Source organism: Microbacterium sp. NPDC058342 (assembly GCF_042723935.1).
Classification (GTDB): Bacteria; Actinomycetota; Actinomycetes; order Actinomycetales; family Microbacteriaceae; genus Microbacterium.
On sequence record NZ_JBHXID010000001.1, the window covers coordinates 1,283,975 to 1,308,329 of the forward strand.

Consider the following 24,355-nt stretch of genomic DNA (forward strand, 5'->3'; position numbering starts at 1 on the left):
AACGGGGTAGCGGCGTGTTCGAGTCCGTCCAGGCGCTCATCGACGAGCACCGCCGGGTGCAGGAGGAGCTCTCCGACCCGGCGGTGCACGCCGACGCCGCGCGCGCGAAGCGCGTCAACAGGCGGTACGCCGAACTGAATCGCATCGTCGCGGCGCATGATGCCTGGCGGGCCGCGTCCGACGATCTCGACGCGGCCCGTGAGCTCGCTCGCGAGGACGAGGCGTTCGCCGCCGAGGTCCCCGCACTGGAGGACGACCTCCAGAACGCGCAGGAGAAGCTGCGGCGCCTGCTGATCCCTCGTGACCCCGACGACGCCCGCGACGTCATCATGGAGATCAAGGCGGGGGAGGGCGGTGCCGAATCGGCGCTGTTCGCCGCCGACCTGCTGCGCATGTACGTCCAGTACGCCGCGCACCGCGGCTGGAAGACCGAGCTTCTCGAGCGCAACGAGTCCGACCTCGGCGGCTACAAGGACGTCCAGGTCGCCATCAAGGGCTCATCGTCCGATCCGGCGCACGGGGTCTGGGCGCACCTGAAGTACGAGGGCGGCGTGCACCGGGTGCAGCGCGTGCCCGCCACCGAGTCGCAGGGCCGCATACACACATCCACCACGGGCGTGCTCGTGTTCCCCGAGGTCGACGAGCCGGAGGAGATCCAGATCGACCCCGCCGATCTGAAGATCGACGTCTACCGGTCGTCCGGTCCCGGCGGGCAGTCGGTCAACACCACGGACTCCGCGGTGAGGATCACGCATGTGCCGACCGGCATCGTGGTGTCCATGCAGAACGAGAAGTCGCAGCTGCAGAACCGCGAGGCCGGCATGCGCGTGCTGCGCGCCCGGCTTCTGGCGCGTCAGCAGGAGGAGCTGGCCGCCGCCGCATCCGATGCCCGCCGCTCGCAGATCCGGGGGATGGACCGCTCGGAGCGCATCCGCACCTACAACTTCCCGGAGAACCGGATCGCCGATCACCGTACCGGATACAAGGCGTACAACCTCGACCAGGTGATGGACGGCGCGCTCGAGCCGATCATCGAGTCGTGCATCGAGGCCGATGAGGCCGAGCGCCTCGCCTCGCTCGCGGGCGATGAGGGATGACCGCCTCGGCGACGGATCGAGGCGTGGTGATCCGGGAGGCCACCGGCGGCGACTGGGATGAGATCCACCCGTTCTTCGCCGCGATCGTCGAGGACGGCGAGAGCTACGCCTACCCCGACGGGCTGACCGCCGAGCAGGCTGCGTCGCTGTGGATGGAGCGGCCGCCGGGGCGCACCGTCGTGGCGGTGCTGGACGGCCGCGTCGTCGGCTCGGCCAAGATGGGCCCGAACCGTCCAGGACGCGGCTCTCATGTCGGAACGGCGTCGTTCATGGTCGATCCCGCCGTCCGGGGCGCGGGCGTGGGACGTGCCCTCGCCCTGCACGTGATCGACTGGCACCGCCGTGAGGGCTACTCCGCGATCCAGTTCAACGCGGTCGTGCAGACCAACACCGGCGCGGTGCGCCTGTGGCAGTCGCTCGGCTTCCAGATCGTCGGCACCGTGCCGGGCGCCTTCCGCTCCCGCCGGCACGGGCCGGTCGGGTTGCACGTCATGCACCTGGCGCTCTGAGCGGACGCCGTCGCGGTCAGATCGAGTAGTCGGCGGCTGTCAGCAGCGCTCGGGAGTCCTCGGCACCGGTTCGTGGCCGGGGCTTGGCGGGAACGCCGACGAGGATGCTGTCGGCAGGGGCGTCCTTGGTCACCACGGCGTTCGCGCCGACGACGGAACGGGCGCCGATGCGAACCGGTCCGAGGACCTTCGCGCCGGAGCCGACCGAGACGCCGTCCTCGAGGGTCGGGTGCCGCTTGCCATGGTCTCTGGTGCGCCCGCCCAGCGTGACGCCGTGGTAGAGCATCACGTCATCGCCGACCTCGGCCGTCTCGCCGATGACCACCCCCATGCCGTGGTCGATGAAGAAGCGCCGTCCGATCCGTGCACCCGGATGGATCTCGATGCCCGTGAGCCACCTCGTCAGCTGAGATCCTGCGCGCGCGGCGAACCGCAGATCGCGCCGCCACATCGCATGCCAGACGCGATGCGCCCAGATGGCGTGCAGTCCTGGATACAGCAGAGCCACCTCGACCCCGCTGCGGGCAGCGGGGTCGCGGCGGCGTGCGGCCGCGACGTCCTCGCGGATCCGGGCGATCAGGCTCACCGGTGCGTCAGTCCTCGCGCAGGTCCTCGAACAGCGCGGTCGACAGGTAGCGCTCTCCGGTGTCGGGGGCGACCACGACGATGGTCTTGCCCGCGCTCTCGGGGCGGGCAGCGACCTTCAGCGCCTGAGCGACGGCCGCTCCGCTCGAGATGCCGACCAGCAGCCCCTCCTTGGCGGCGAGAGCGCGCGCCGTGGAGATCGACTCGTCGAACTCGGCGGTGATGATCTCGTCGATCACCTCGCGGTCGAGCACGTCGGGCACGAAGTTCGGCCCGATGCCCTGGATCTTCGCCGGACCCGTGCGTCCCTCGGACAGCAGGGGGGAGTCCTTGGGCTCGACGGCGATGATCTTCACGTCGGGCTTGGCTGCCTTCAGCGCCTGGCCGGTGCCGCTGACGGTGCCTCCGGTGCCGACGCCGGCGATGAACACGTCGACAGCGCCGTCGGTGTCGCGCAGGATCTCCTGCGCGGTCGTCTCGCGGTGGATGCGCGGGTTGGCCTGGTTCTCGAACTGGCGGGCCCAGATCGCACCCGGCGTGCGCTCGATGATCTCCTTGAGCACCTCGATGGCGCCGCTCATGCCCTTGGTCGGATCGCTCAGCACGAGTTCGGCGCCGAACGCCTTCAGCAGCACGCGGCGCTCCTTCGACATCGAAGCGGGCATCGTCAGGATGACCTTGTAGCCGCGCGCGGCGCCGACCATGGCCAGTGCGATGCCGGTGTTGCCGCTCGTGGCCTCGACGATCGTGCCGCCCGGCTTCAGATCGCCGGACGCCTCGGCCGCGTCGACGATCGCGATGCCGATGCGGTCCTTCACGCTGGACGCCGGGTTGAACGACTCGAGCTTCACGAGCACGGTCGCGTCCAGCCCCTCGGTGAGGTGGTTCAGGCGAACCAGCGGGGTGTTCCCGAACGCGGTGGTGATGTCGGAGTGGATGCCGGCCATGGCGGACCTTTCGTCGAGGGGATCAGCGTCATCAGCCTACGGCCCGCAGCCGCTCGCGTTGCGGAATGTGACCGAGGTGCGCGACGCCTACGCTGGGGGGATGCCCGAGAGCCTCGCCGCGCGACTGCGCGCCATCGCCCAGCAGCTCGCCGATGCAGGCGTTCCCGACCCCCTGGTGGACGCTGAGCTGCTGCTCGGGCATGTGCACGGGATCGGCAGGGGAGAGCTGCAGGCCGCCGTGATGCGGGGCGATCTGCTCGATGACGCGGAGACGGGGCGACTGGATGCGCTGGTGGCGCGCCGGTGCGAGCGGGAACCGCTGCAGCACCTCACCGGGGTCGCGGCGTTCCGGCACGTGGAGCTGGCCGTCGGGCCCGGAGTCTTCGTCCCGCGGCCCGAGACCGAGACCGTCGTGCAGTTCGCCATCGACGCGCTGCTGGAGAGCGCGGACCCGGCGCCCGTCGCGATCGATCTGGGCACGGGCAGCGGCGCGATCGCTCTGGCGATGGCGACCGAGGTGCCGCACGCCCGCGTGCATGCGGTCGAGCGGTCGGCCGACGCGCACGCCTGGGCCGTCCGCAACACGGCTCGGGCCGACAATCTCACGCTGGTCCACGGCGACCTCGCCACGGCGTTCGATGAACTGCGCGGCACGGCATCCGTCGTCATCTCCAACCCGCCGTACGTGCCCGACGACGCCGTCCCGCGCGATCCGGAGGTACGTCTGCACGACCCTGCGCAGGCCTTGTACGGGGGGCCCGACGGGCTGGACGTCGTCCGGATCATCAGCCGCCGTGCCAGGCAGCTGCTGCGCCCCGGCGGGCTGCTGGTGCTCGAGCACGGCGAGCTGCAGGGCGAGCAGATCCGCGCCATCCTCTCCGGCGACGGCTGGCGCGCGGCCGCCACGCATCAGGATCTCACCCGCCGGGACCGCGCGACCACGGCACTGCGGGACTGAGGGCGTCCACGGCTGATCGGCGGCGATCACCGTAGAATGGGGAGGCCATGTCTACTGTCTTCGATTGCCGCGACCAGGAGCAGATCCTCGCCGGCATGCGCCACGCGCGCCAGGCCATCGCCCGCGGCGAGCTCGTCGTGCTCCCCACGGACACCGTCTACGGCATCGCGGCGGACGCGTTCTCTCCGAGCGCCGTGCGCCGGCTGCTCGAGGCCAAGGGTCGCGGGCGTGACATGCCGCCGCCCGTGCTCGTCGCCTCGCAGGACATGATGGGCGCCCTCGTCGAAGAGGTGCCCGAAGCCGTGCAGAAGCTCATCGACGCCTTCTGGCCGGGCGGATTGACCATCGTCCTTCCCGCGCAGCAGTCGCTGAGCTGGGACCTGGGCGACACCCTCGGCACGGTGGCCGTGCGCATGCCCGATCGGCGCGTCGCACTCGAGCTCATCGCCGAGACCGGTCCGCTGGCCGTCTCCAGTGCGAACCTCACGGGCCGCGAGGCGGCGATCATCGCCTCGGACGCCCAGGAGATGCTGGGCGAAAGCGTGGCCGTGTACCTCGAGGAGGGATACAGCGAGAACGGCATCCCCTCGACCATCGTCGATGCCACCTCCCTGGTGGGCGCCGGCGAGGACGAGACGGCGACCGTCCGCATCCTGCGCGAGGGAGCCGTGACCCGCGAACAGCTGGAAGACGTGCTCGGCGAACTCCTCGAGCCCGCCGAGAAGCCGGGCGACGTCGTCGCCGACGAGGCGGACGGCGGCGGAAGTCCGGCAGTCGAAGAGTGAAGCAGTACCTGTTCACGATCATCCTCACGGCGTCGATCACCTTCGCGCTGACGTGGGCGGTCTGGCGGCTGAGCCTGAGGTTCAAGCTCTACCCGGGCATCCGTGAACGGGACGTGCACAAGACCCCCACCCCGCGGCTCGGCGGCGTGGCGATGTTCCTGGGCATCGCGGTGGCCGTCCTGATCTCGGCCGCCAACCCCTTCTTCGAGCGGATGTGGTCCCCTCCGCAGACGCTGTGGTCGATCCTGGCCGCGGTGCTGCTGATCGCCGTGGTCGGAGTGATCGACGACCTGTGGGACCTGGACTGGATGATCAAGCTCGCCGCGCAGTTCCTGGCGGCCGGCATCATCACCGCGGGCGGCGGCCTGCAGGTCCTGTCGCTGCCGGTGGGCGACATGATCCTCGTCTCGCCGTGGGTGAGCATCTCGATCACCATGCTCGCGATCGTGGTGGTCATGAACGCGGTGAACTTCATCGACGGGCTCGACGGGCTCGTCGCGGGCGTCTGCCTGATCGCCAACGGCATCTTCTTCGTGTACTCCTACATGCTCACGCGTGACTCCGGCGCGACGAGCTACTTCAACCTCGCGACCTTCCTCGCGGCCGTCCTCATCGGAGCGTGCGTCGGCTTCCTGCCCTTCAACTGGAGTCCCGCGAAGCTGTTCATGGGCGACTCCGGCGCGCTGGTGCTGGGACTGCTGATGGCCACCTCGGCGATCGCCGTGACCGCGCAGGGAGACGTCAACGCGTTCGATCCCGAGCGCTTCGGCCGTTCGCAGCTGCTCGGGGCCTTCATCCCGATCGTCCTTCCGCTGGTGATCGTCATGCTCCCGCTGCTCGACTTCGGCCTCGCGGTGTTCCGCCGCATGCGCGCGGGCAAGTCGCCGTTCGCCCCCGACCGCAAGCACCTGCACCACCGGATGCTGGATCTCGGCCACCGCGACCGAGACGCGGTGCTGATCTTCTACTCCTGGACCGCCGTCATCTCGCTCGCGGTCCTGCTGATGTACATCTCGACCAGGCAGGACTGGCCGGGGGGCTACGTCGTGGGCATCGTGTTCGGCGTGATCGGCAGCGCGGCCTGCCTCGCCGTGACCCTGATGCCCTCCCGTCGCCGTCAGGCCGATGACCGTACGCACCCGTCCGCCGATGCCGGCGCTGCCGATCCGGCGCCCACCGCCACAGCACAGAACACCTTGGAGCCCTGATGACCCCGAGCCCCGTCTCCAGCACTCCCATCCTCCGGCGCACGCTGATCTGGTCGGCCGGCGCCGCGCTCGTGCTCGCGGTGATCGCCGCCGGCATCGGCTTCGCCGTGGCCGGTCCGCAGGGCCTGTGGAGCGGCCTGATCGGCGTGCTTCTCGCGTTCGTCTTCCTCGGGATCACCGGCGGCAGCATCCTCTTCGCGAACAGATGGTTCGGGGACCCGCTCTACGTGCAGCTGTTCTTCGCGATCGTCCTGGGCGGGTGGCTGCTCAAGATCGGCCTGTTCGTCGTCCTGATGATCGTGCTGCGCGGCCAGCCGTGGATCGTGCCGCTGGTGTTCTTCCTCTCGCTGGTCGCCGGCATCGCCATGTCGCTGATCGTCGACGTCGTCGTGCTGATGCGGATGCGCCTGCCGAACGTCAGCGACATCGATCTTCCGACCGTCAACCCCGAGGATGAGACGGACGACGGCGGCGCCTCCGCGGCGCCGAAGCAGTCCGACTGAATCTGATAGTGTTTACCTGTGCCCGCCGCTCGTCTCGCGAGCGCTTGCGCTGTGATGCACAACGTCCCTCGTCGCCCCGGTCTCGGCCGGTGACCCGAAGCTGGAGCCCGCGCTGTTGAATCCCGTTGCGACAATGATCCTTCGTCCGATTGCCGGTGACGGTGAGTTCCACGGTCCTTCGATGGACGACTTCTTCCCGCCGATCCTCTTCGAGCTGTTCGGCGTGATCCCCGTGCACCGGATCCATCTGATCCAGCTGCTCTCGGTGATCGCCGTCGTCCTGATCCTGTGGCTCGGCACGCGACGCATGCGCGTCGTCCCCGGCCGCTTCCAGAGCCTCGTCGAGATGGGTGTCGGGTTCGTCCGCAACGGCATCGCGCACGACCTGCTCGGACGCAAGGACGGTGAGCGCTTCGCGCCGCTGCTGGTCACCATCTTCTTCATGATCCTGTTCATGAACATCACGGGCATCATCCCGTTCCTGAACATGCCGGGCACCGCGATCATCGCCGTGCCCCTCACCCTCGCGGTGATCAGCTACGTCACCTTCATCTACGCCGGCATGAAGAAGAGCCCGCTGGGCTTCTGGAAGAACTCCCTCTTCCCGTCCGGCGTCCCGTGGCCGGTGTACATCATCGTCACGCCGCTGGAGTTCATCTCCACCTTCATCATCCGCCCCGTGACCCTCACGCTGCGACTGATGATGAACCTGGTCGTCGGGCACATGATCCTCGTGCTCTGCTTCTCGGCCACCGCGTTCTTCATGTTCACCGCGGGTGGCGGCTGGGCCGCACTCGGCGTCGGAACGCTCGCCTTCGGCGGTGCGTTCACGATCTTCGAGATCCTCGTGGTCGTCCTGCAGTCCTACGTCTTCACCGTCCTCACCGCGATCTACATCCAGCTCGCGGTCGCAGAAGAGCACTGAACGGGTCAGCCCACCAGCTGACCAAAACCGAAAGGAAAAACCCGTGGACGCAACTACGGTTCTCGCTGACATCAACGGTCACCTCGCAGCGGTCGGCTACGGCCTCGCAGCCATCGGCCCGGCCATCGGCGTGGGCATCGTCGTCGGCAAGACGATCGAGGGTGTCGCCCGTCAGCCCGAGCTCGCAGGCCGCCTGCAGGTCCTCATGTGGATCGGTATCGCCTTCACCGAGGCGCTTGCATTCGTCGGCATCGCCGTCGGATTCATCCCCTTCCCGTAAACCGCAGCGACTTCTGAAGGAGACAGGATGCTGAACGCTCTTGTCACGAACCTCGCGGCGGGGGAGCCCCAGAACCCGCTCCTGCCCGCGTGGTACGACATCGTCTGGTCGGCGCTGTGGTTCCTCATCATTCTCATCGTGGTCTGGAAGGTCGCCCTTCCGCGCCTGACCGCGATGCTCGATGAGCGCTCTGCAGCGATCGAAGGCAACATCGCCAAGGCGGACGAGGCTCAGAAGCAGGCCGAGGCCGCGCTCGACGAGTACACCCGTCAGCTCGCCGAGGCGCGCACCGAGGCCGGTGAGATCCGCGAGGCCGCCCGAGAGGACGGCAAGAAGATCGTCGCCGAGGCCAAGGAGAGCGCCACGGCCGAGGCCAACCGCATCAGCGCGGCCGCTCACACGCAGATCGAGGCGGAGCGCCAGGCGGCGTTCGTCTCGCTCCGCAGCGAGGTGGGCACGCTCGCGATCGACCTCGCCGGAGGCGTGGTGGGGGAGACCCTCACCGACGACGCCCGCGCGACGGCCGTCGTGGATCGCTTCCTGGCCGACCTCGAGAAGGCGAAGTAATGGGCAGCGCGACCACTCAGGCACTCGCGGCATCGACGGACGCGCTTGCCGCAGCGTCGGGCCTGACCCTCGACAGCGCGGCAGAGCTGTTCGCAGCCGCCCGCTCGATCGGGGAGTCGGCCCAGCTGAGCGGCGCGCTCGCCGATCCCTCGGCGCCTGCTCAGGCACGCTCCGCGCTGGTCTCGAGCGTGTTCGCCGGGTCTTCGGCTCCGGTGCGCGCGCTGCTGACCGCTGTCGCGGCCGAGCGCTGGTCCAGCGCATCCGATCTCGTCGACGGCGTCGAGGAGCTCGCGATCCGCGCGGCGGCCATCGCCTCGGCGAAGGACGACGTTGCCGGGGAGCTCTTCGGCTTCTCCCGGATCGTCGCGGCCAACCCCGAGCTGGAGCTCGCGCTGGGCAGCCGCCTGGGCGACGCGCCCGCCAAGGCGGCGCTGGTCGAGAAGGTTCTCGGCGGCTCGGCGGCTCCGGCCACGGTCCTGATCGCCTCCTCGCTGGTGCGCCAGCCGCGCGAGCGCCGGGTGCGCCGGATGCTCGCCCGCGCCGTCGACATCGTCTCGGCGCAGGCAGGCCGCACGGTGGCGACCGTCTACACGGCAGCGCCCATCGCCGCAGCGCAGCAGAGCCGTCTCCGTGACGCTCTGGCCCGCCGCTACGGGGGAGAGATCGCCATCAACCAGGTGGTCGACCCCTCAGTCGTCGGAGGCCTGCGCGTGCAGGTCGCCGACGACGTCATCGACGGCAGCATCTCCGCCCGCCTCGCCGAGCTCCGACAGAAGCTCGCGAGCTGACACAGTTTGACGCGGGGAACCGCGCACACCCGGACACACAAAGGGAAGACAATGGCAGAACTATCGATCAGCCCCGACGTCATCCGTGACGCGCTGAAGGACTTCGCAGCGGCCTACGAGCCCACGGGCGCCGCGGCGACGGAGGTCGGCACCGTCATCGACGCGGCCGACGGCATCGCGCACGTCGAGGGACTGCCCGGCGTCATGGCCAACGAGCTCGTCACCTTCGGAGACGGCACCAAGGGCCTCGCGCTGAACCTCGACGAGCACGAGATCGGCGTGGTCGTCCTCGGCGACTTCACCGGCATCGAGGCGGGACAGGAAGTCACGCGCACGGGCGAGGTGCTCTCGGTCCCCGTCGGCGACGGCTACCTGGGTCGCGTCGTCGACCCGCTCGGCAACCCGATCGACGGCCTCGGCTCGATCGCCACGGAGGGCGTGCGCGAGCTCGAGCTGCAGGCGCCCGGCGTCATGCAGCGCAAGTCGGTGCACGAGCCGATGCAGACCGGTGTCAAGGCCATCGACGCCATGATTCCCGTCGGCCGTGGCCAGCGCCAGCTGATCATCGGCGACCGCCAGACCGGCAAGACCGCTCTGGCCATCGACACGATCATCAACCAGAAGGCCAACTGGGAGTCCGGCGACGTCGACAAGCAGGTGCGCTGCATCTACGTCGCCATCGGTCAGAAGGGCTCGACCATCGCCTCGGTGAAGGGCGCCCTGGAAGAGGCCGGTGCCCTGGAGTACACCACGATCGTGGCGGCCCCGGCATCCGATCCCGCCGGCTTCAAGTACCTGGCGCCCTACACCGGCTCCGCCATCGGTCAGCACTGGATGTACGGCGGCAAGCACGTCTTGATCATCTTCGACGACCTGTCGAAGCAGGCTGAGGCCTACCGCGCCGTGTCCCTTCTGCTGCGCCGCCCGCCGGGCCGCGAGGCGTACCCCGGTGACGTCTTCTACCTGCACTCCCGCCTGCTGGAGCGCTGCGCGAAGCTCTCCGACGAGCTCGGCGCGGGCTCGATGACCGGCCTGCCGATCATCGAGACCAAGGCGAACGACGTGTCGGCCTACATCCCGACCAACGTGATCTCGATCACCGACGGCCAGATCTTCCTGCAGTCCGACCTCTTCAACGCCAACCAGCGTCCCGCTGTCGACGTGGGAATCTCGGTGTCGCGAGTCGGTGGTGACGCCCAGGTCAAGTCGATCAAGAAGGTCTCCGGAACCCTGAAGCTCGAGCTCGCGCAGTACCGCTCGCTCGAGGCCTTCGCGATGTTCGCATCCGACCTCGACGCGGCCTCGCGGCGTCAGCTGGCCCGCGGTGCGCGCCTGACCGAGCTGCTCAAGCAACCGCAGTACTCGCCGTATCCGGTGGAGGAGCAGGTCGTCTCGATCTGGGCCGGCACCAACGGCAAGCTCGACACGGTCGAGGTCGAGGACGTGCTGCGCTTCGAGCGCGAGCTGCTGGACTACCTGCGCCGCAACACGGGCATCCTCGACACCCTGCGCGAGACCAACGTCCTCGACGACGACACCGTCGCCGAGCTCGACAAGCAGACGGACGCCTTCCTTCTGGAGTTCCAGAGCGGCAAGGGCCACGCCATCGGCGCCCCTGGCCACGAGGAGCACGCCGCCGCCGAGGCGGACGACGTCAACCAGGAGAAGATCGTCAAGGGTCGTCGCGCGTAATCGCGTGAGGTACTGATTCATGGGCGCTCAACTCAGGGTCTACAAGCAGAAGATCTCCTCTGCTCAGACGACCAAGAAGATCACGAAGGCGATGGAACTCATCGCGGCTTCGCGCATCCAGAAGGCGATGGCGCGCGTCAAAGCGTCCAGCCCCTTCGCGCGGGCCGTGACGAGGGCCGTGTCCGCCGTCGCGACGCACTCGAACGTCGACCACCCGCTGACCCGCGAACCCGAGAAGATCACCCGCTCCGCGGTCGTCATCTTCTCCTCGGACCGCGGTCTCGCCGGAGCGTTCAACTCGCAGATCCTCCGCGAGGGTCTCGAGGTGGCCGAACTCCTGCGGGAGCAGGGCAAGGAGCCGGTGTTCTACCTGATCGGTCGTAAGGCCGTCGGCTACTTCCAGTTCCGGGGCATCGCATCGGCGGGGGAGTGGACGGGTGACACCGACACGCCGTCCTTCCACACGGCCGAAGAGATCTCGCACACACTGCTGGACGCGTTCTCCCGCGGGGGAGACGGCGGCGGCGTCGACGAGATCACCCTCGTGTACAACCGCTTCGTCAGCATGATGACGCAGTCGCCGGAGTCCGTGCGCCTGCTGCCGCTCGAGATCGCGGAGGCCGACGACTCGGAGGCGGGCTCGACCGTGTACCCGCTCTACGAGTTCGAGCCCGACGCCGAGACCGTGCTGGATGCGATCCTGCCGGTGTACATCCAGAGCCGCGTGTTCAACGCGCTGCTGCAGTCGTCGGCTGCGAAGCAGGCGGCCACGCAGAAGGCGATGAAGTCGGCGAGCGACAACGCCGACAAGCTGATCACCGACTACACCCGCCTGCGCAACAACGCGCGCCAGGCCGAGATCACCCAGCAGATCGCCGAGATCGTCGGCGGCGCCGACGCGCTCGCATCCAGCTGACAGACCCTCAGGAAAGAGACGAAGAAATGACCCCCACCGCTACGGCTGACCAGCCCGCGACCGCGGTCGTCGGGCGCGTCGCACGCGTCAACGGTCCGGTTGTGGACATCGAGTTCCCGCACGACTCGATCCCCGAGATCTACAACGCGCTGAAGACCACCATCACCATCGGCGAGGACTCCAACGAGATCACTCTCGAGGTCGCCCAGCACCTCGGCGACGACCTGGTCCGCGCCATCGCCCTCAAGCCGACCGACGGCATCGTCCGGGGCCAGGAGGTCCGCGACACGGGCGACGCCATCTCGGTGCCCGTCGGCGACGTCACCAAGGGCAAGGTCTTCAACGTGATCGGCGAGGTCCTCAACGCCGAGCCCGGCGAGACCATCGAGATCACCGAGCGCTGGCCGATCCACCGCAAGGCGCCCAACTTCGACCAGCTCGAGTCCAAGACGCAGATGTTCGAGACGGGCATCAAGTCGATCGACCTCCTCACCCCGTACGTGCTGGGTGGGAAGATCGGTCTGTTCGGCGGCGCCGGCGTCGGCAAGACCGTGCTCATCCAGGAGATGATCCAGCGCGTCGCACAGGACCACGGCGGTGTGTCGGTGTTCGCCGGTGTCGGTGAGCGCACCCGTGAGGGCAACGACCTCATCCACGAGATGGAAGAGGCCGGTGTCTTCGACAAGACGGCCCTCGTCTTCGGCCAGATGGACGAGCCGCCGGGGACGCGTCTGCGCGTGGCCCTCTCGGCGCTGACCATGGCGGAGTACTTCCGCGACGTGCAGAAGCAGGACGTGCTGCTGTTCATCGACAACATCTTCCGCTTCACGCAGGCCGGTTCCGAGGTCTCCACGCTGCTGGGCCGCATGCCCTCCGCCGTGGGCTACCAGCCGAACCTCGCCGACGAGATGGGCCTCCTTCAGGAGCGCATCACCTCCACGCGCGGCCACTCGATCACCTCGCTGCAGGCGATCTACGTGCCCGCCGACGACTACACCGACCCGGCTCCGGCGACCACGTTCGCGCACCTCGATGCGACGACCGAGCTCAGCCGTGAGATCGCGTCGAAGGGTCTGTACCCGGCGATCGACCCGCTGACCTCGACCTCGCGCATCATGGACCCCCGCTACCTGGGCGAGGACCACTACCGCGTGGCCACCACGGTCAAGCAGATCCTGCAGAAGAACAAGGAGCTGCAGGAGATCATCGCGATCCTCGGCGTCGACGAGCTCTCCGAGGAGGACAAGATCGTCGTGTCACGTGCGCGTCGAATCCAGCAGTTCCTCTCGCAGAACACCTACATGGCGAAGAAGTTCACCAACGTCGAGGGGTCCACGGTTCCGCTCAAGGACACCATCGAGTCCTTCGACGCGATCTGCCGCGGCGACTTCGACCACGTCGCCGAGCAGGCCTTTTTCAACGTCGGCGGCATCGGCGATGTCGAGGAGAAGTGGGCTCAGATCCAGAAGGAGAACGCCTGACCATGGCGCTGCATGTCAGCCTCGTCTCCGCCGACGCGGAGGTCTGGACGGGAGAGGCGTCGCTGGTCGTCGCCAAGACCGTCGAGGGCGAGATCGGATTCATGTCCGGTCATGAGCCGGTGCTGGCCATCCTCGCCGAGGGCCAGGTCCGCATCACTCAGTCCGACGGCACCAAGGTGCTGGCCAACGCCCAGGACGGCTTCCTCTCGATGGAGGGCGACGTCCTGACGATCGTGGCCGGAAACGCCGCACTGATCGCCTGACACCGATTCATCGACGCGCCCGTTCCGAGCCCCCAGGGGGGCCGGGGCGGGCGCGTCGCCGTACACGTGGAGACCGATGAAGATCCTGCTCCCACCCTCCGAGACCAAGCGCCCAGGTGGCCGCGGCAGACCACTGGAGCTTGCGTCACTGGCGCTGCCCGTCCTGACTCCTCAGCGCGAGTCGGTGACGGATGCGCTCGTGTCTCTCGCTGAGGACCCCGCGGAGGCGGCGCGGGTTCTCAAGCTCAGCGATCGGCAGCGCAGCGACATCGACCACAACCGCACGCTGCGCACATCGCCCACGATGCCCGCCGTCGACCGGTACACCGGGGTGCTCTACGATGCCCTCGACGCCGCGGGGATGGACAGGACCCCGCGGCGCTGGCTCGGGGATCACGTGCTGATCCATTCGGCGCCGTTCGGACCGGTCGGTGCGCTCGATGCCGTCCCCGCGTACCGTCTGGCGGCGGGGACCTCCCTCCCCGGTCTCCCGCCGCTGCGACGGATCTGGGCGGATGCCGTGCAGGCCGCGCTCGACGGCGCCGTCTTCGTGCTGGATCTGCGCAGCGAGGCGTACGTCTCACTCGGTCCGGTTCCCCCTTCGGTCCGTTCGGCGTACGTCCGGGTCGTCACCGAGACCGGTCGGGCGCTCAATCATTTCAACAAGAGGGCGAAGGGCGAGCTGGTTCGCGCCCTCGCCCTGTCGCGCCCTCGCGTGCGCACGCCGTCCGCTCTGCTCGCCTGGGCGGAATCCGAGGGCGTCCTGCTGCGTCGGGGTGCGGAAGAGGGCGTGCTGGAGCTCGTCGTCTCGGAGTGAACGATGGTGGAAGAACCGGCTGAATGTGCTGGCCGCGCCGCCGTGGCTATGCCAAAGTAGAGTTGCTCCGGCCCGCTTGGAGCCCCCGAGGAAGGACTTTCCATGTCGAACGACGCAAACGGCCCCGCAGAGCCGAACAGCGCAGAGCCGAACGAGGCCGCCCAGGATCTTCCCCCGGCGCCCCCGGCACCTCCCGCAGCGCCCACCCCGCCCGAGTCGCCCGCGGGCGGCCCCGTGCCGCCGGCTCCGCCCGCGTACGGTGCGCCGGGCGCGCAGCCGCAGTACGGTCAGCCCGGACCAGCCGCCCCGCAGCCCGGCTATGCCGCCCCGCAGCCCGGCTATGCCGCCCCGCAGCCCGGCTATGGCGCCCCGCAGCCCGGTTACGGCGCGCCGCAGCCCGGATATGGCACGCCTGCGGGCGCCCCGTACGGCTACGGCGGCCAGGTGCAGAGCAACATCACCGTGAACCTGTGGCTGTCGGTGTTCTTCAGCTGGATCCCCGCGCTGATCTTCTACCTCACGGAGAAGGACAAGGTCTCGCCCGCGTACCACCGGGCGAACGCCAAGAACCTGAACTACCAGCTGATCGTCGTCATCGCGTACGCGGCGACCGGCGTGCTCACGGTGGTCACCTTCGGCATCGCATCGCTGCTGTACATCCTGCTGCCGATCGCGCAGCTGATCATCGGGATCATGCATGCGGTCAACGTGCCGAACCAGCTCCAGTCCGGCCAGGAGGGCAAGTTCTACCTCGCCCCCGACTGGGTGAAGTGATCTGAAGCCCCGGGCGCCTTTCGGCGTCCCGCGAATGCCCCCGGCCGACGCCGGGGGCATTCGCGTGTGCGGGGCATTCGATACGGTGGACTCATGGCAACCTCGCAGCGCCGCGTCGGCGCATCCGGCCTCGTCGTCTCTGCAGCCGGTCTGGGCTGCAACAACTTCGGTCGCGCGGGGACGGTGACCGAGACGCTCCAGGGCACCAGGGCGGTGATCGACGCGGCGCTGGCCAGCGGCGTCACCTTCTTCGACACCGCCGACATGTACGGAGCCGAGCCGGGGCGCAGCGAAGAGCTCATGGGAGAGGCTCTCGAAGGTCGCCGTGATCGCGTCGTCCTGGCCACCAAGTTCGGGCACGAGCGCGACATGGGCTACGACTTCCCGGGCGGCCGCGGGTCCAGACGGTACGTGCGCCTCGCCGTCGAGAGATCCCTCAGGCGGCTGCGCACCGACTGGATCGACCTCTACCAGCTGCACCTGCCCGATCCGCAGACGCCGGTCGCCGAGACGATCGACGCGCTGGACGAGCTCGTCCGAGAGGGCCGCATCCGCTACTACGGGCACTCCAACCTCGACGGCTGGCAGATCGCCGAGGCCGAGTTCACCGCCCGCGCCCGCTCGACCGGGCGCTTCATCTCCGCCCAGAACCACTACTCTCTGCTCGCCCGCGCCTCCGAGCGCGAGGTGCTGCCCGCGGTCAACCGGTACGCACTCGGGTTCTTCCCCTACTTCCCCCTGAAGAACGGCCTGCTCACGGGCAAGTTCACCCGCGAAGGAGGACCGGAGGGAAGCCGCATCATGGACACGCGGCGGCACATCTGGGCAGATGCCCCCTGGGATGCCCTCGACGCCTACCGGGCGTTCTGCGACGAGCGGGGCATCACCATGCTCGAGGCGACCTTCGGCTGGCTGCTCGCCCAGCCGGGAGTGTCGAGCGTGATCGCCGGCGCCACGACGCCCGAACAGGTCGAGTCCAACGCGGCCGCCGCCGACGCGTGGGTCCCGTCCGCGCAGGACCTCGCGGCGATCGACGCGCTCTTCCCGCTGCCGGAAGATCCCGCCGGGCGGATGTGAGCATCCGCTCCACTACGATGAGTCCGTATCCTCTGGTCGTTCCGGCGACCACCCATCCGACGGAGACCTCCCGTGCCTGACACGACCACGCAGACGTATCGCGTCGACGACGCCCTGCAGATCGCCTGGGCGGGCACGACGGATCGGGGGCGACGCCGGGAGAACAACCAGGATGCGTTCCTGGCGAAGTTCCCGCTGTTCGTCGTGGCCGACGGGATGGGCGGACACGCCGGTGGCGAGATCGCGAGCCAGAGCACCGTCGCCCGGCTCGAGGAGATGGTCGACGCCGGTGAGATCTCCGGTTCCGCCATCGACGCGGCGCTCCGGATGGCCATCGAAGACATCCACGGTCACCCCGAGACGACCGACGAGGGAACAGGAACGACCCTCACGGGGATGTACCTCGGCACCGCCGAGGACGGCTCCAGGCAGTGGAACGTGCTGAACATCGGCGATTCGAGGGTGTACCTCAAGCGGGGCGACGCGCTCGCGCAGGTCACCACCGACCACTCCGTGGTGCAGGAACTCATCGCGTCCGGGAAGATCAGTCCTGACGAGGCCGACGGCCATCCGTACAGCAACGTCATCACCAGGGCCGTCGGCGCCAGCGAGTACGTCGGGCCCGACTTCGTGTCTCTCGACGTCCTGGACGGCGACACCCTGGTCATCTGCTCCGACGGACTGACCAAGGAGCTGACCGACTACGGCATCCTGCACTTTCTGCGCGAGCACGACGATCCCGCCGCCGCTGTCGATGCCATGATCGAGGCCGCTCTGGAGAACGGCGGCCGCGACAACGTCACGGTCATCGTGCTGCGCGTCATCCTCGACGATTCGTCCTCCACAGAGGACCGATCGGGCGAATGACCCCGGCGGCCTGTGGACAGGTCGATTCCCGTCGGTGCCATGCGCTGCAATGGTGGGCATGGATGCCACGACCATCGTCCTGCCCTCGCCCCCCGCTGACACGCGCAGACCACCGCTTCCGCTCGTGGCGGCCGTGGTGCCGATCATCGCCGGGGTGGTGCTCTGGCTGATCACCGGCTCGCTCTTCGCCCTGTGCTTCGCGGCCCTGGGGCCGCTCATGCTCGTCGCATCCCTCCTCGACGGGCTGCGAGCCCGGCGGCGCGAGCGGCGGCGGGCCGACACCGAGGCGGACGCGTCGTGGCAGCGCGCGGAGGCCGAACTGGAGCGGCTTCACGCGGAGGAGCTCGCCGCACTGCGGCGGCGCGAACCGGATGCCGCCGGCTGCCTGCGGGAACCGCCTCTGCGCGGCCTCGCCGAACCGGGCGTCGACACCCGGCTGGTGCTGGGGCGGGGCGAACGCCGCAGCAGCGTACAGGCCCGCGGGGGAGAAGATGACCGGTCACGCGCGTTCCGGGCGCGTGCCGAGCGGCTCACCGACGCCCCGGTGTCCGTTCCTCTCGGCGGGGGCATCTGCATCCGTGCGTCTCGCCCGGTGGCCGCTGCCGTGGCCCGGGCCATCATCGCCCAGCTCTGCATGAGGTTCCCTCCCGCCCAGCTCGGCCTGCACGGCCCGGGCATCGCGGAGTGGTCTCTGGACAGCCTGCCCCACACCGGCCGGCGGCGTGCCGCGTTCCGTCTCGGGGTCGGCGACGGCGAGGAGCGCGCCGATGCGACCATCTGCATCCGGATGCCGGGAGAGGACCCACCGGACGGGATCTCCACCGTACTGGACTGCGTCGTTCCCACTCGCGGTCAGGCGCGCACCCGCGACGGCGTGAACGAGGTCTGCGCTGAAGCGCTGTCGGTGCAGCAGGTGCGGGTGATCGGTGCCGAGCTCGCCGGTCGTGCAGATGGCGAGGACGCCCTGCCCGACGGGGTGCGTCTCGGCGAGCTGCCGCAGTCGGAGGGCGGATCTCTGCCCGCTGTGATCGGCCGGGGGGAGCGGGCGGACCTGCTCGTCGACCTGGTCGAGGACGGTCCGCACGCGATCGTGACCGGGATGACGGGGACGGGCAAGAGCGAGCTTCTGACCAGCTGGGTGACCGCGATGGCGTCGACCAGATCACCGGAACAGGTGGCTTTCGTCCTCGTCGACTTCAAGGGAGGCACCGCGTTCGATCCGCTGCGCACGCTGCCCCATGTCGTCGCCGTGGTGACGGATCTCGACGCCGAGGGCGCGCGCCGCGGCGTGGGCAGCCTCACGGCTGAGCTGCGGCGCCGCGAGGCTGCTCTCGCGGCGGCGGGCGTGCGTGACATCCGCGACTGCGCGGAGTTGGCGAGACTCGTGATCGTCGTCGATGAGTTCGCCGCGCTCGTGCAGGACCATCCGGACCTCGCCGCGATCTTCACGGACGTCGCCGCGAGGGGGCGCGCCCTGGGCATGCATCTCGTCCTCGGGACGCAGCGCGCGGGCGGGATCATCCGCGACGCCCTCGCTGCGAACTGCCCGCTTCGCGTCAGCCTGCGCGTCGCGGATGCGGCCGACAGTCGGCTGGTGATCGGCACGGACGCCGCAGCCGAGCTCTCCGGCGGAGCCGAGTCGCGCGGGCTCGCGTACGTGCGCCGACCTCGCGACGACGATGCTCAGCTCGCCCGGATCGCGCTGACGACCGAGACCGAGCTGTCGATGGTCGCGACGCGCTGGAGCGGCCACGGGGCGCAGCTCAGCCCCTGGCTCCCGCCGCTGCCGGACCGCATCCCGCTGCCGGACGAGCGCGAGGAGGGGGTGCGACTGCTGGGCCTCGCGGACGAGCCCGAGCACCAGCGACAGCCATGGGTGCGGCTCTCGCCCGGCGACGGCCTGGCCGTCATCGGGGGACCAGGAGCAGGAAAGAGCGCCGTCATCGACGTCATCGCCGCGCAGCAGCCCGACGCCGTCGTCGTCCCGGGCGATCCGGAGCAGGCGTGGGACGCCGTGGCGGAGCTCGCGACCGGACGCCACGGTCTCGTTCTCTGCGACGATCTCGACCTGCTGATCGGCCAGTATCCGCCGGATCACGCGCAGCTGTTCCTGAGCCGCTGGGAGTCCATCGTGCGCTCGCCCGCGGGCGCGATCGTCACCGCGTCGCGCGCCTCGGGCCCGCTGACGCGCCTGATCGACGCCCTGCCCCGGCGCGCGCTCCTGCGCCTGACCAGCAAGGTCGAGCACATCGCCGCAGGTGGCGAACCGGCATCGTTCGACCGTGACCGACCGGCGGGCCGAGCCTGGATGGACGGGCGCGAGGTGCAGTTCTGCGTCGTGCACGAGAATGCCCGCGGATCCGACGCGCTCGGCGGAGCGGGTCGCGCGGCCGAACCCGAGCTGTGGCGTGCGGGCACCCTCTGCGCCGGCCTCGTGACGCCGGCGGTGAACGCCACGCGAGCCGTTCTGGCGGGCGCGCATCCGGAGCGCACTGTCGTCACGGTGGCCGAGGCGACCGGCTCCGGGGCAGCTTCGGAGGACGTGATCATCGTCGGCGACCCGGAGCAGTGGCGTGCGCAGTGGACTCTGCTGCAGCAGGTGCGCACGGCGGGCGAGCTGGTCATCGCCGCCGAGTGCGCGAACGAGCTGCGTCAGCTGGCCGGAGTCCGTGAGCTGCCCCCGTTCGCGCAGCTGCACGCTGATCGCGCCTGGGCGGTGCGGCCGGGACATCGGCCACGGCGCGTGCTGCTGGCCTGACGCCGGCGCGCCCTGCGCACCGGGTGTGCGCTGCTCAGATCCCGGCGGCGACCCGGATCGTCCCGACAGGAGCACCGCCGCCGAGCACGTCGAGCGGCAGCGCCGTTGCGAGAGAAGCCACGTCGGCATCGCCGAGCGCGCCGGCGCGGGCGAGCAGGGTCGCTGCGACGATCGTGGCGGCACGGAGGCTGCCGTCGAGGATCTTCAGTGCGACCGTGGTGCCGCCGGGGGCGACCATGACCATCAGGCCCTCGGCTCCGCCCTTCGCGAAGACGCCCAGGGTCTCGACGGCGATGGTGTCGGGTTCACCGGGTCCGGCGATGGTCCAGGGGTTCTCGCGCACGGCGCGCACCAGCGTGCCCGCGACCCGGTGCAGTGCGAAGGGAGAGCGCTCCGAGGCGGTTCCGATGCGGTGGATGGAGCGGGCGAGGCCGGAGAGCGTGACCGCGTGCACGGGAGCCCCGCAGCCGTCGATCGCCGTGTGAGCGATCTTCTCGCCGGTGAGTCTCTCGACCACGTCGCGGATGTGCAGCTGGAGAGGATGGGAGGGATCGAGATACCCGGCGGTCGGCCAGCCCGTCGCGACGCATGCCCGCAGCATGAGCGCGTGCTTGCCCGAGCAGTTCATCCGGATCCGCGACTCGACGGCGTGATCGTTGATCATCTCCCGCCGCGCGGCGGCGTCGGTCGGCCAGGCGGGTGGGCAGGCGAGGTCGTCCTCGGTCAGTCCTCCGGCGGCGAGCACTTCGCGAACGACCTCGACGTGACGGTCGGTTCCGGAGTGGCTGGCGGTGCCGAGTGCGAGCTGCTCGCCCTCGAGCGCGGCGCCGGCGGTGACGGCGGCCACCGCCTGCAGCGGCTTGAGACTCGATCGCGGCAGGATGAGGGCATCCGCATCGCCGTACCGGGCGACCGTGTCGCCTTCCGGAGACAGCACGACCGCGGCGCCCGCATGGCGGGTCTCCACGAAGCCGCTGCGCTCCACGACGGCGAGTTCGACAGCATCACGGAATGTCAGGGTCTCCAGCACCCGACCAGCCTACTGCGAGGTGCCGGGATGCCACCCGGCCGGTCGCCGTCGGGAGGTGACGTGCGAGACTGGCCGCATGGCTCGGCTCGGCGAACACCACTACGCGCTCACCACGACGTGGACCGGCAACCGTGGCAGCGGCACCAGCGGGTACCGCGACTACGCGCGCGACACCACGATCTCCGTTGCAGGAAAGCCCGAGATGCTCGCCTCGGCCGACAAGCCGTTCCGCGGCGATCCTGCTCGCTGGAACCCGGAGGACATGCTCTTGGCCGCACTGTCGGAGTGCCATCTGCTGTCCTATCTGCATGCGTGCGTGACCGCAGGGGTCGTCGTCACCTCCTACCTGGATGAGGCCACGGGGATCATGCGCGAGGACGGCACCGGCGGCGGTGCCTTCTCCGAGGTGGTGCTGCGACCACGGGTGACGGTGTCCGACGTCTCGATGATCGACGCCGCCCGGCACGCCCACGACCAGGCGCACGAATGGTGCTTCATCGCCAACTCCGTGAACTTCCCGGTCCGGCATGAGGCGAACATCGCCGTCGCTCCCTGAGCCGTCGTCGAGGTCAGCGGCGCTCGTGCGGGAGAGCCTGTCTGATCTTCTCGATGGGCGTCTGTGCGGGCGGCTCGTTGTACACTCCGGCGAGCTCCTGGCCGCTCAGCGCGTGGATCGCGGCCATGATCTCGTCCGTGGCGAGGCGCCGCGCCCTGCCGCTGTTGGCGGCGCCGTGCTTCGAGACGTCGATCGGCTCCCCGAAGCGCACGGTGACGCGTTCGGTGATCGACGGCATCTTCGCGCCGACCGGCATCACGCGATCCGTGCCGATGAGTCCCACCGGTACGACCGGAGCGCCGGTCTGCAGAGCGAGGAAGGCCACGCCGGTGCGGCCTTTGTACAGCCGGCCGTCGGTCGATCGCGTGCCCTCGGGATAGAGCGCCACGGCGAGTCCCTCCTCCAGCAGCCGGCGCTGCTGATCGAGGGCGTCCAGCGCCGCCTGCCCTGCTCCCCGGCGCACCGGGATCGCACCGACCGACGTGAAGAACTCGCGCGACAGCGCACCCCTGATCCCCGTGCCCTCGAAGTAGCTGGATTTGGCCAGGAAGTGCACCGGGCGCGGGGCCGCGACGGGGATCGCCATCGAGTCGATGAACGAGAGGTGGTTGCTCGCCAGGATGACGGCGCCGTCCCGGGGCACGTTCTCGCGGCCCTCGATACGCGGGCGGTACACCAGCCGCGCGAGAGGCGCTGCGATCATTCGCCCGACCGCGTACTTGAACCCGGCGTGTCGGGGAGTTGGGGATTCCGCCTCGCTCGCGGACTCTGCCGACTGCTCAGAACTCATCCGAGAAGCTTATCGAGCGGCGCATTCCCGGCCGGGAATGGCCCGGCTTTCAGCATCGGCAAAGAAGGATGCGCCAAGATGGGAGCTTCCCCACAGAGATTACGAGGTCTCCTCTTGCGTCTGCGCCCCCTCGCCCTGCTGTCCACCGTCGCCGTGTCGGCGCTGCTTCTCGCCGGATGCTCCGGCTCGACCGAGCCGTCGCCGACCTCCTCGAGCGACTCGTCCTCCGCTGCCGACCTGTGCGAGCAGTCGGCGGCGCCGGGCGCGGTCTCCGAGGGCGTGAAGGTCGAAGGCGACTTCGGCAAGCCGGCCACGGCCAGCTTCAAGTTGAAGCAGGACGTGAAGGAGCTGCAGCGCACCGTGTTCTCGGAGGGCGACGGCGGAGCGGTCGGCGAGGGGGACTACGTCGAGTACGCCCTCAGCGCCTTCGACGCGGCCACCGGCGAGCGCCTGGGTGATCTCGGCTATGAAGACGGCCAGATGCTGCCGCAGAACGTGCTCTCCAACCCCACCCTCGTCCAGGTCATCGGGTGCGCCACGATCGGCTCGCGCATCACGGCGGCGTTCCCCGCCCAGGAGGGCGGCGCGGGTGCCCAGGTCTACGTCGTCGACGTGCTCCGCAAGGTGCCGACGGCGGCCTGGGGCGAACCGCAGAAGTCGACCGCGGGCCTGCCCACGGTCGAGCTCGCGAAGGACGGCCAGCCGGAGGTCGCCATCTCGGACGGCGACGCGCCGAAGGACCTGAAGATCGCGGTCCTCAAGGAGGGCGACGGCGCGGAGGTCGCCGACGGGGACACGACCCTGCTGCAGTACTACGGCGTCGACTGGGCCGACGGGAAGAGCTTCGACTCCTCGTGGAAGAACGGCGAGCCGATCTCCCTCCCCGGCAACACCTACGTCCCCGGCTTCGTGCAGGCTCTGGCCGGACAGAAGGTCGGCTCACAGGTGCTCGTGGTCATCCCGCCCGCGCTCGGCTACGGCGAGGACCCCGAGGCGCATGAGCTCGGCGGCAAGACCCTGGTGTTCGTGATAGACATCCTCGGCACCCAGCACGTCGCGGCCGAGTAGTCCTCACGCGCGCATAAGCTGACGACATGCGTCGCATCATCGTCCTCGGCTCCACCGGCTCCATCGGCACGCAGGCGCTGGACGTAATCCGCGCGAATCCGCGCCGATTCGAGCTGGTGGGCATCTCCGCCGGGTCGAACGCGGAGCTGGTCGCCCAGCAGGCGCAGGACTTCCACCTCGAGCACACGGCGCTCGGCGCATCCGAATCCGAGCAGCTGGTGCGCGACGTCGAGGCCGACGTCGTGCTCAACGCCATCACGGGGTCCATCGGTCTCGGGTCCACCCTTGCGACGTTGAAGGCCGGTCGCACGCTGGCGCTGGCGAACAAGGAGTCGCTGATCGTCGGCGGCGAGCTGGTGCGGGCCGCTGCGGCGTCCGAGCAGATCGTGCCCGTCGACTCGGAGCACTCCGCGCTCGCGCAGGCGATGCGGGCGGGGACGAGCGCCGAGGTGCGCCGGCTGGTGGTCACCGCGTCGGGTGGTCCGTTCAGGGGACGCAGCCGCAGCGAGCTGGCCGACGTGACTCCGGCCCAGGCCCTGGCCCACCCCACGTGGGACATGGGCCGGATGGTCACGACCAACTCCGCCACGCTGGTGAACAAGGGGCTGGAGGTGATCGAGGCGCATCTGCTCTTCGACGTGCCCTATGACGACATCGAGGTCGTCGTGCACCCGCAGTCGATCGTGCACTCGATGGTCGAGTTCGTCGACGGGTCGACGATCGCACAGGCATCCCCGCCGGACATGCGTCTGCCCATCTCCCTGGGACTGGACTGGCCGCACCGCGTCGGCGGCGTCGGTCGCCCGCTGGACTGGAGGCAGGCGACGAGCTGGACCTTCGAGCCGCTGGATGACGAGGCCTTTCCCGCCGTGGCGCTGGCGAAGACCGTCGGCCGCGCCGGCAGCACCTTCCCCGCCGTCTACAACGCGGCCAACGAGCAGGCCGTGAACGCCTTCCACGACGGCCGGCTGTCCTTCCTCGGAATCGTCGAGACGATCCAGCGGGTCATCGACGCGCACGACGCGCCCGAGGCGCTCACGCTGGAAATGCTCGCCGAAGCGGAGGCCTGGGCCCGCGCGAAGGCGGACGCGCTGATCGCGTCGGCGCCCTGACG

26 protein-coding genes are annotated in these 24,355 nt (G+C 69.5%); 22 read left to right on the top strand and 4 right to left on the bottom strand.

What is annotated here, in order from left to right:
• The first annotated feature begins 14 nt into the window (after nt 1–14).
• Both prfA and ACFWHT_RS05805 read left to right on the top strand, forming a co-directional pair.
• Nucleotides 15–1,097 (top strand): peptide chain release factor 1, encoded by a 1,083-nt coding sequence (gene prfA / locus ACFWHT_RS05800; RefSeq protein ID WP_378826323.1) that lies wholly within the window; start codon nt 15–17, stop codon nt 1,095–1,097.
• Nucleotides 1,098–1,120: 23 nt separating this feature from the next.
• Entirely contained in the window at nt 1,121–1,606 is a 486-nt protein-coding gene (locus ACFWHT_RS05805; RefSeq protein WP_378826326.1) for a GNAT family N-acetyltransferase, read from the top strand.
• 16 nt (nt 1,607–1,622) lie between these two features.
• Here ACFWHT_RS05805 and epsC read toward each other — a convergent pair whose 3' ends face one another.
• Together epsC and cysK are read right to left on the bottom strand one after the other, a co-directional pair.
• Nucleotides 1,623–2,192, bottom strand: coding sequence for a serine O-acetyltransferase EpsC (epsC, locus tag ACFWHT_RS05810; protein WP_378826328.1), 570 nt, complete (start codon nt 2,190–2,192; stop codon nt 1,623–1,625).
• Between the two features lie 7 nt (nt 2,193–2,199).
• A complete protein-coding gene (gene cysK, locus ACFWHT_RS05815; RefSeq protein ID WP_378826330.1) occupies nt 2,200–3,138 on the bottom strand; it encodes a cysteine synthase A in 939 nt (312 codons plus the stop codon).
• Between the two features lie 100 nt (nt 3,139–3,238).
• On the opposite strand from cysK, the gene prmC reads away from it, so the two are divergent.
• From prmC to ACFWHT_RS05900, 17 genes are all read left to right on the top strand, one after another.
• Nucleotides 3,239–4,096, top strand: coding sequence for a peptide chain release factor N(5)-glutamine methyltransferase (gene prmC, locus ACFWHT_RS05820; RefSeq protein WP_378826332.1), 858 nt, complete (start codon nt 3,239–3,241; stop codon nt 4,094–4,096).
• Nucleotides 4,097–4,143: 47 nt separating this feature from the next.
• A complete protein-coding gene (locus ACFWHT_RS05825) occupies nt 4,144–4,881 on the top strand; it encodes an L-threonylcarbamoyladenylate synthase (RefSeq protein ID WP_378826335.1) in 738 nt (245 codons plus the stop codon).
• Entirely contained in the window at nt 4,878–6,089 is a 1,212-nt protein-coding gene (locus ACFWHT_RS05830) for an MraY family glycosyltransferase (RefSeq protein ID WP_378826337.1), read from the top strand. The genes ACFWHT_RS05825 and ACFWHT_RS05830 overlap by 4 nt, the downstream gene beginning before the upstream one ends.
• A complete protein-coding gene (locus ACFWHT_RS05835) occupies nt 6,089–6,592 on the top strand; it encodes a hypothetical protein (protein ID WP_378826339.1) in 504 nt (167 codons plus the stop codon). Before ACFWHT_RS05830 ends, ACFWHT_RS05835 begins: the two co-directional genes overlap by 1 nt.
• 181 nt (nt 6,593–6,773) lie before the next feature.
• On the top strand, nt 6,774–7,517 hold the full coding sequence (gene atpB / locus ACFWHT_RS05840; protein WP_378826341.1) for a F0F1 ATP synthase subunit A: 744 nt from the start codon (nt 6,774–6,776) through the stop codon (nt 7,515–7,517).
• 43 nt (nt 7,518–7,560) lie between these two features.
• Complete coding sequence (gene atpE, locus ACFWHT_RS05845; RefSeq protein WP_067198640.1) at nt 7,561–7,797, top strand: ATP synthase F0 subunit C; 237 nt, start codon at nt 7,561–7,563, stop codon at nt 7,795–7,797.
• A 27-nt stretch (nt 7,798–7,824) separates the two neighbouring features.
• Nucleotides 7,825–8,364 (top strand): F0F1 ATP synthase subunit B, encoded by a 540-nt coding sequence (locus ACFWHT_RS05850; RefSeq protein ID WP_378826343.1) that lies wholly within the window; start codon nt 7,825–7,827, stop codon nt 8,362–8,364.
• A complete protein-coding gene (locus ACFWHT_RS05855) occupies nt 8,364–9,152 on the top strand; it encodes a F0F1 ATP synthase subunit delta (protein ID WP_378826345.1) in 789 nt (262 codons plus the stop codon). The genes ACFWHT_RS05850 and ACFWHT_RS05855 overlap by 1 nt, the downstream gene beginning before the upstream one ends.
• Nucleotides 9,153–9,203: 51 nt before the next feature.
• Nucleotides 9,204–10,844, top strand: a complete 1,641-nt coding sequence (gene atpA / locus ACFWHT_RS05860) for a F0F1 ATP synthase subunit alpha (protein ID WP_378826348.1) — start codon at nt 9,204–9,206, stop codon at nt 10,842–10,844.
• Nucleotides 10,845–10,863: 19 nt separating this feature from the next.
• Nucleotides 10,864–11,760 carry a F0F1 ATP synthase subunit gamma gene (locus ACFWHT_RS05865; RefSeq protein ID WP_378826350.1) on the top strand — a complete coding sequence of 299 codons (897 nt, stop codon included), beginning with the start codon at nt 10,864–10,866 and terminating at the stop codon, nt 11,758–11,760.
• A 26-nt stretch (nt 11,761–11,786) separates the two neighbouring features.
• Nucleotides 11,787–13,241, top strand: coding sequence for a F0F1 ATP synthase subunit beta (gene atpD / locus ACFWHT_RS05870; RefSeq protein ID WP_378826352.1), 1,455 nt, complete (start codon nt 11,787–11,789; stop codon nt 13,239–13,241).
• A 2-nt stretch (nt 13,242–13,243) separates the two neighbouring features.
• Nucleotides 13,244–13,504: a F0F1 ATP synthase subunit epsilon gene (locus tag ACFWHT_RS05875; protein ID WP_378826354.1), complete on the top strand. Its 261-nt coding sequence runs from the start codon at nt 13,244–13,246 to the stop codon at nt 13,502–13,504.
• A 76-nt stretch (nt 13,505–13,580) separates the two neighbouring features.
• Nucleotides 13,581–14,321, top strand: coding sequence for a YaaA family protein (locus ACFWHT_RS05880; protein WP_378826356.1), 741 nt, complete (start codon nt 13,581–13,583; stop codon nt 14,319–14,321).
• A gap of 102 nt (nt 14,322–14,423) precedes the next feature.
• The gene (locus ACFWHT_RS05885) at nt 14,424–15,095 is read left to right on the top strand and encodes a DUF4870 domain-containing protein (protein ID WP_378826358.1); all 672 of its coding nucleotides are present in this window, start codon (nt 14,424–14,426) and stop codon (nt 15,093–15,095) included.
• Nucleotides 15,096–15,188: 93 nt separating this feature from the next.
• On the top strand, nt 15,189–16,172 hold the full coding sequence (locus tag ACFWHT_RS05890) for an aldo/keto reductase (RefSeq protein WP_378826360.1): 984 nt from the start codon (nt 15,189–15,191) through the stop codon (nt 16,170–16,172).
• Between the two features lie 72 nt (nt 16,173–16,244).
• A complete protein-coding gene (locus ACFWHT_RS05895) occupies nt 16,245–17,039 on the top strand; it encodes a PP2C family protein-serine/threonine phosphatase (RefSeq protein WP_378826362.1) in 795 nt (264 codons plus the stop codon).
• A 58-nt stretch (nt 17,040–17,097) separates the two neighbouring features.
• Nucleotides 17,098–19,797, top strand: coding sequence for an FtsK/SpoIIIE domain-containing protein (locus ACFWHT_RS05900; RefSeq protein ID WP_378826365.1), 2,700 nt, complete (start codon nt 17,098–17,100; stop codon nt 19,795–19,797).
• A 34-nt stretch (nt 19,798–19,831) separates the two neighbouring features.
• Here ACFWHT_RS05900 and ACFWHT_RS05905 read toward each other — a convergent pair whose 3' ends face one another.
• Nucleotides 19,832–20,827 (bottom strand): asparaginase, encoded by a 996-nt coding sequence (locus tag ACFWHT_RS05905; RefSeq protein ID WP_378826368.1) that lies wholly within the window; start codon nt 20,825–20,827, stop codon nt 19,832–19,834.
• Between the two features lie 76 nt (nt 20,828–20,903).
• Here ACFWHT_RS05905 and ACFWHT_RS05910 point away from each other — a divergent pair, with 76 nt between their 5' ends.
• Complete coding sequence (locus ACFWHT_RS05910; protein ID WP_378826370.1) at nt 20,904–21,383, top strand: OsmC family protein; 480 nt, start codon at nt 20,904–20,906, stop codon at nt 21,381–21,383.
• 13 nt (nt 21,384–21,396) lie between these two features.
• On the opposite strand, the gene ACFWHT_RS05915 is transcribed toward ACFWHT_RS05910, so the two are convergent.
• Nucleotides 21,397–22,173: a lysophospholipid acyltransferase family protein gene (locus ACFWHT_RS05915; RefSeq protein ID WP_378826372.1), complete on the bottom strand. Its 777-nt coding sequence runs from the start codon at nt 22,171–22,173 to the stop codon at nt 21,397–21,399.
• 114 nt (nt 22,174–22,287) lie between these two features.
• On the opposite strand from ACFWHT_RS05915, the gene ACFWHT_RS05920 reads away from it, so the two are divergent.
• Nucleotides 22,288–23,241: an FKBP-type peptidyl-prolyl cis-trans isomerase gene (locus tag ACFWHT_RS05920; RefSeq protein ID WP_378826374.1), complete on the top strand. Its 954-nt coding sequence runs from the start codon at nt 22,288–22,290 to the stop codon at nt 23,239–23,241.
• Nucleotides 23,242–23,267: 26 nt separating this feature from the next.
• Nucleotides 23,268–24,353: a 1-deoxy-D-xylulose-5-phosphate reductoisomerase gene (gene dxr, locus ACFWHT_RS05925; protein WP_378826375.1), complete on the top strand. Its 1,086-nt coding sequence runs from the start codon at nt 23,268–23,270 to the stop codon at nt 24,351–24,353.
• The last annotated feature ends 2 nt before the right edge of the window (nt 24,354–24,355 follow it).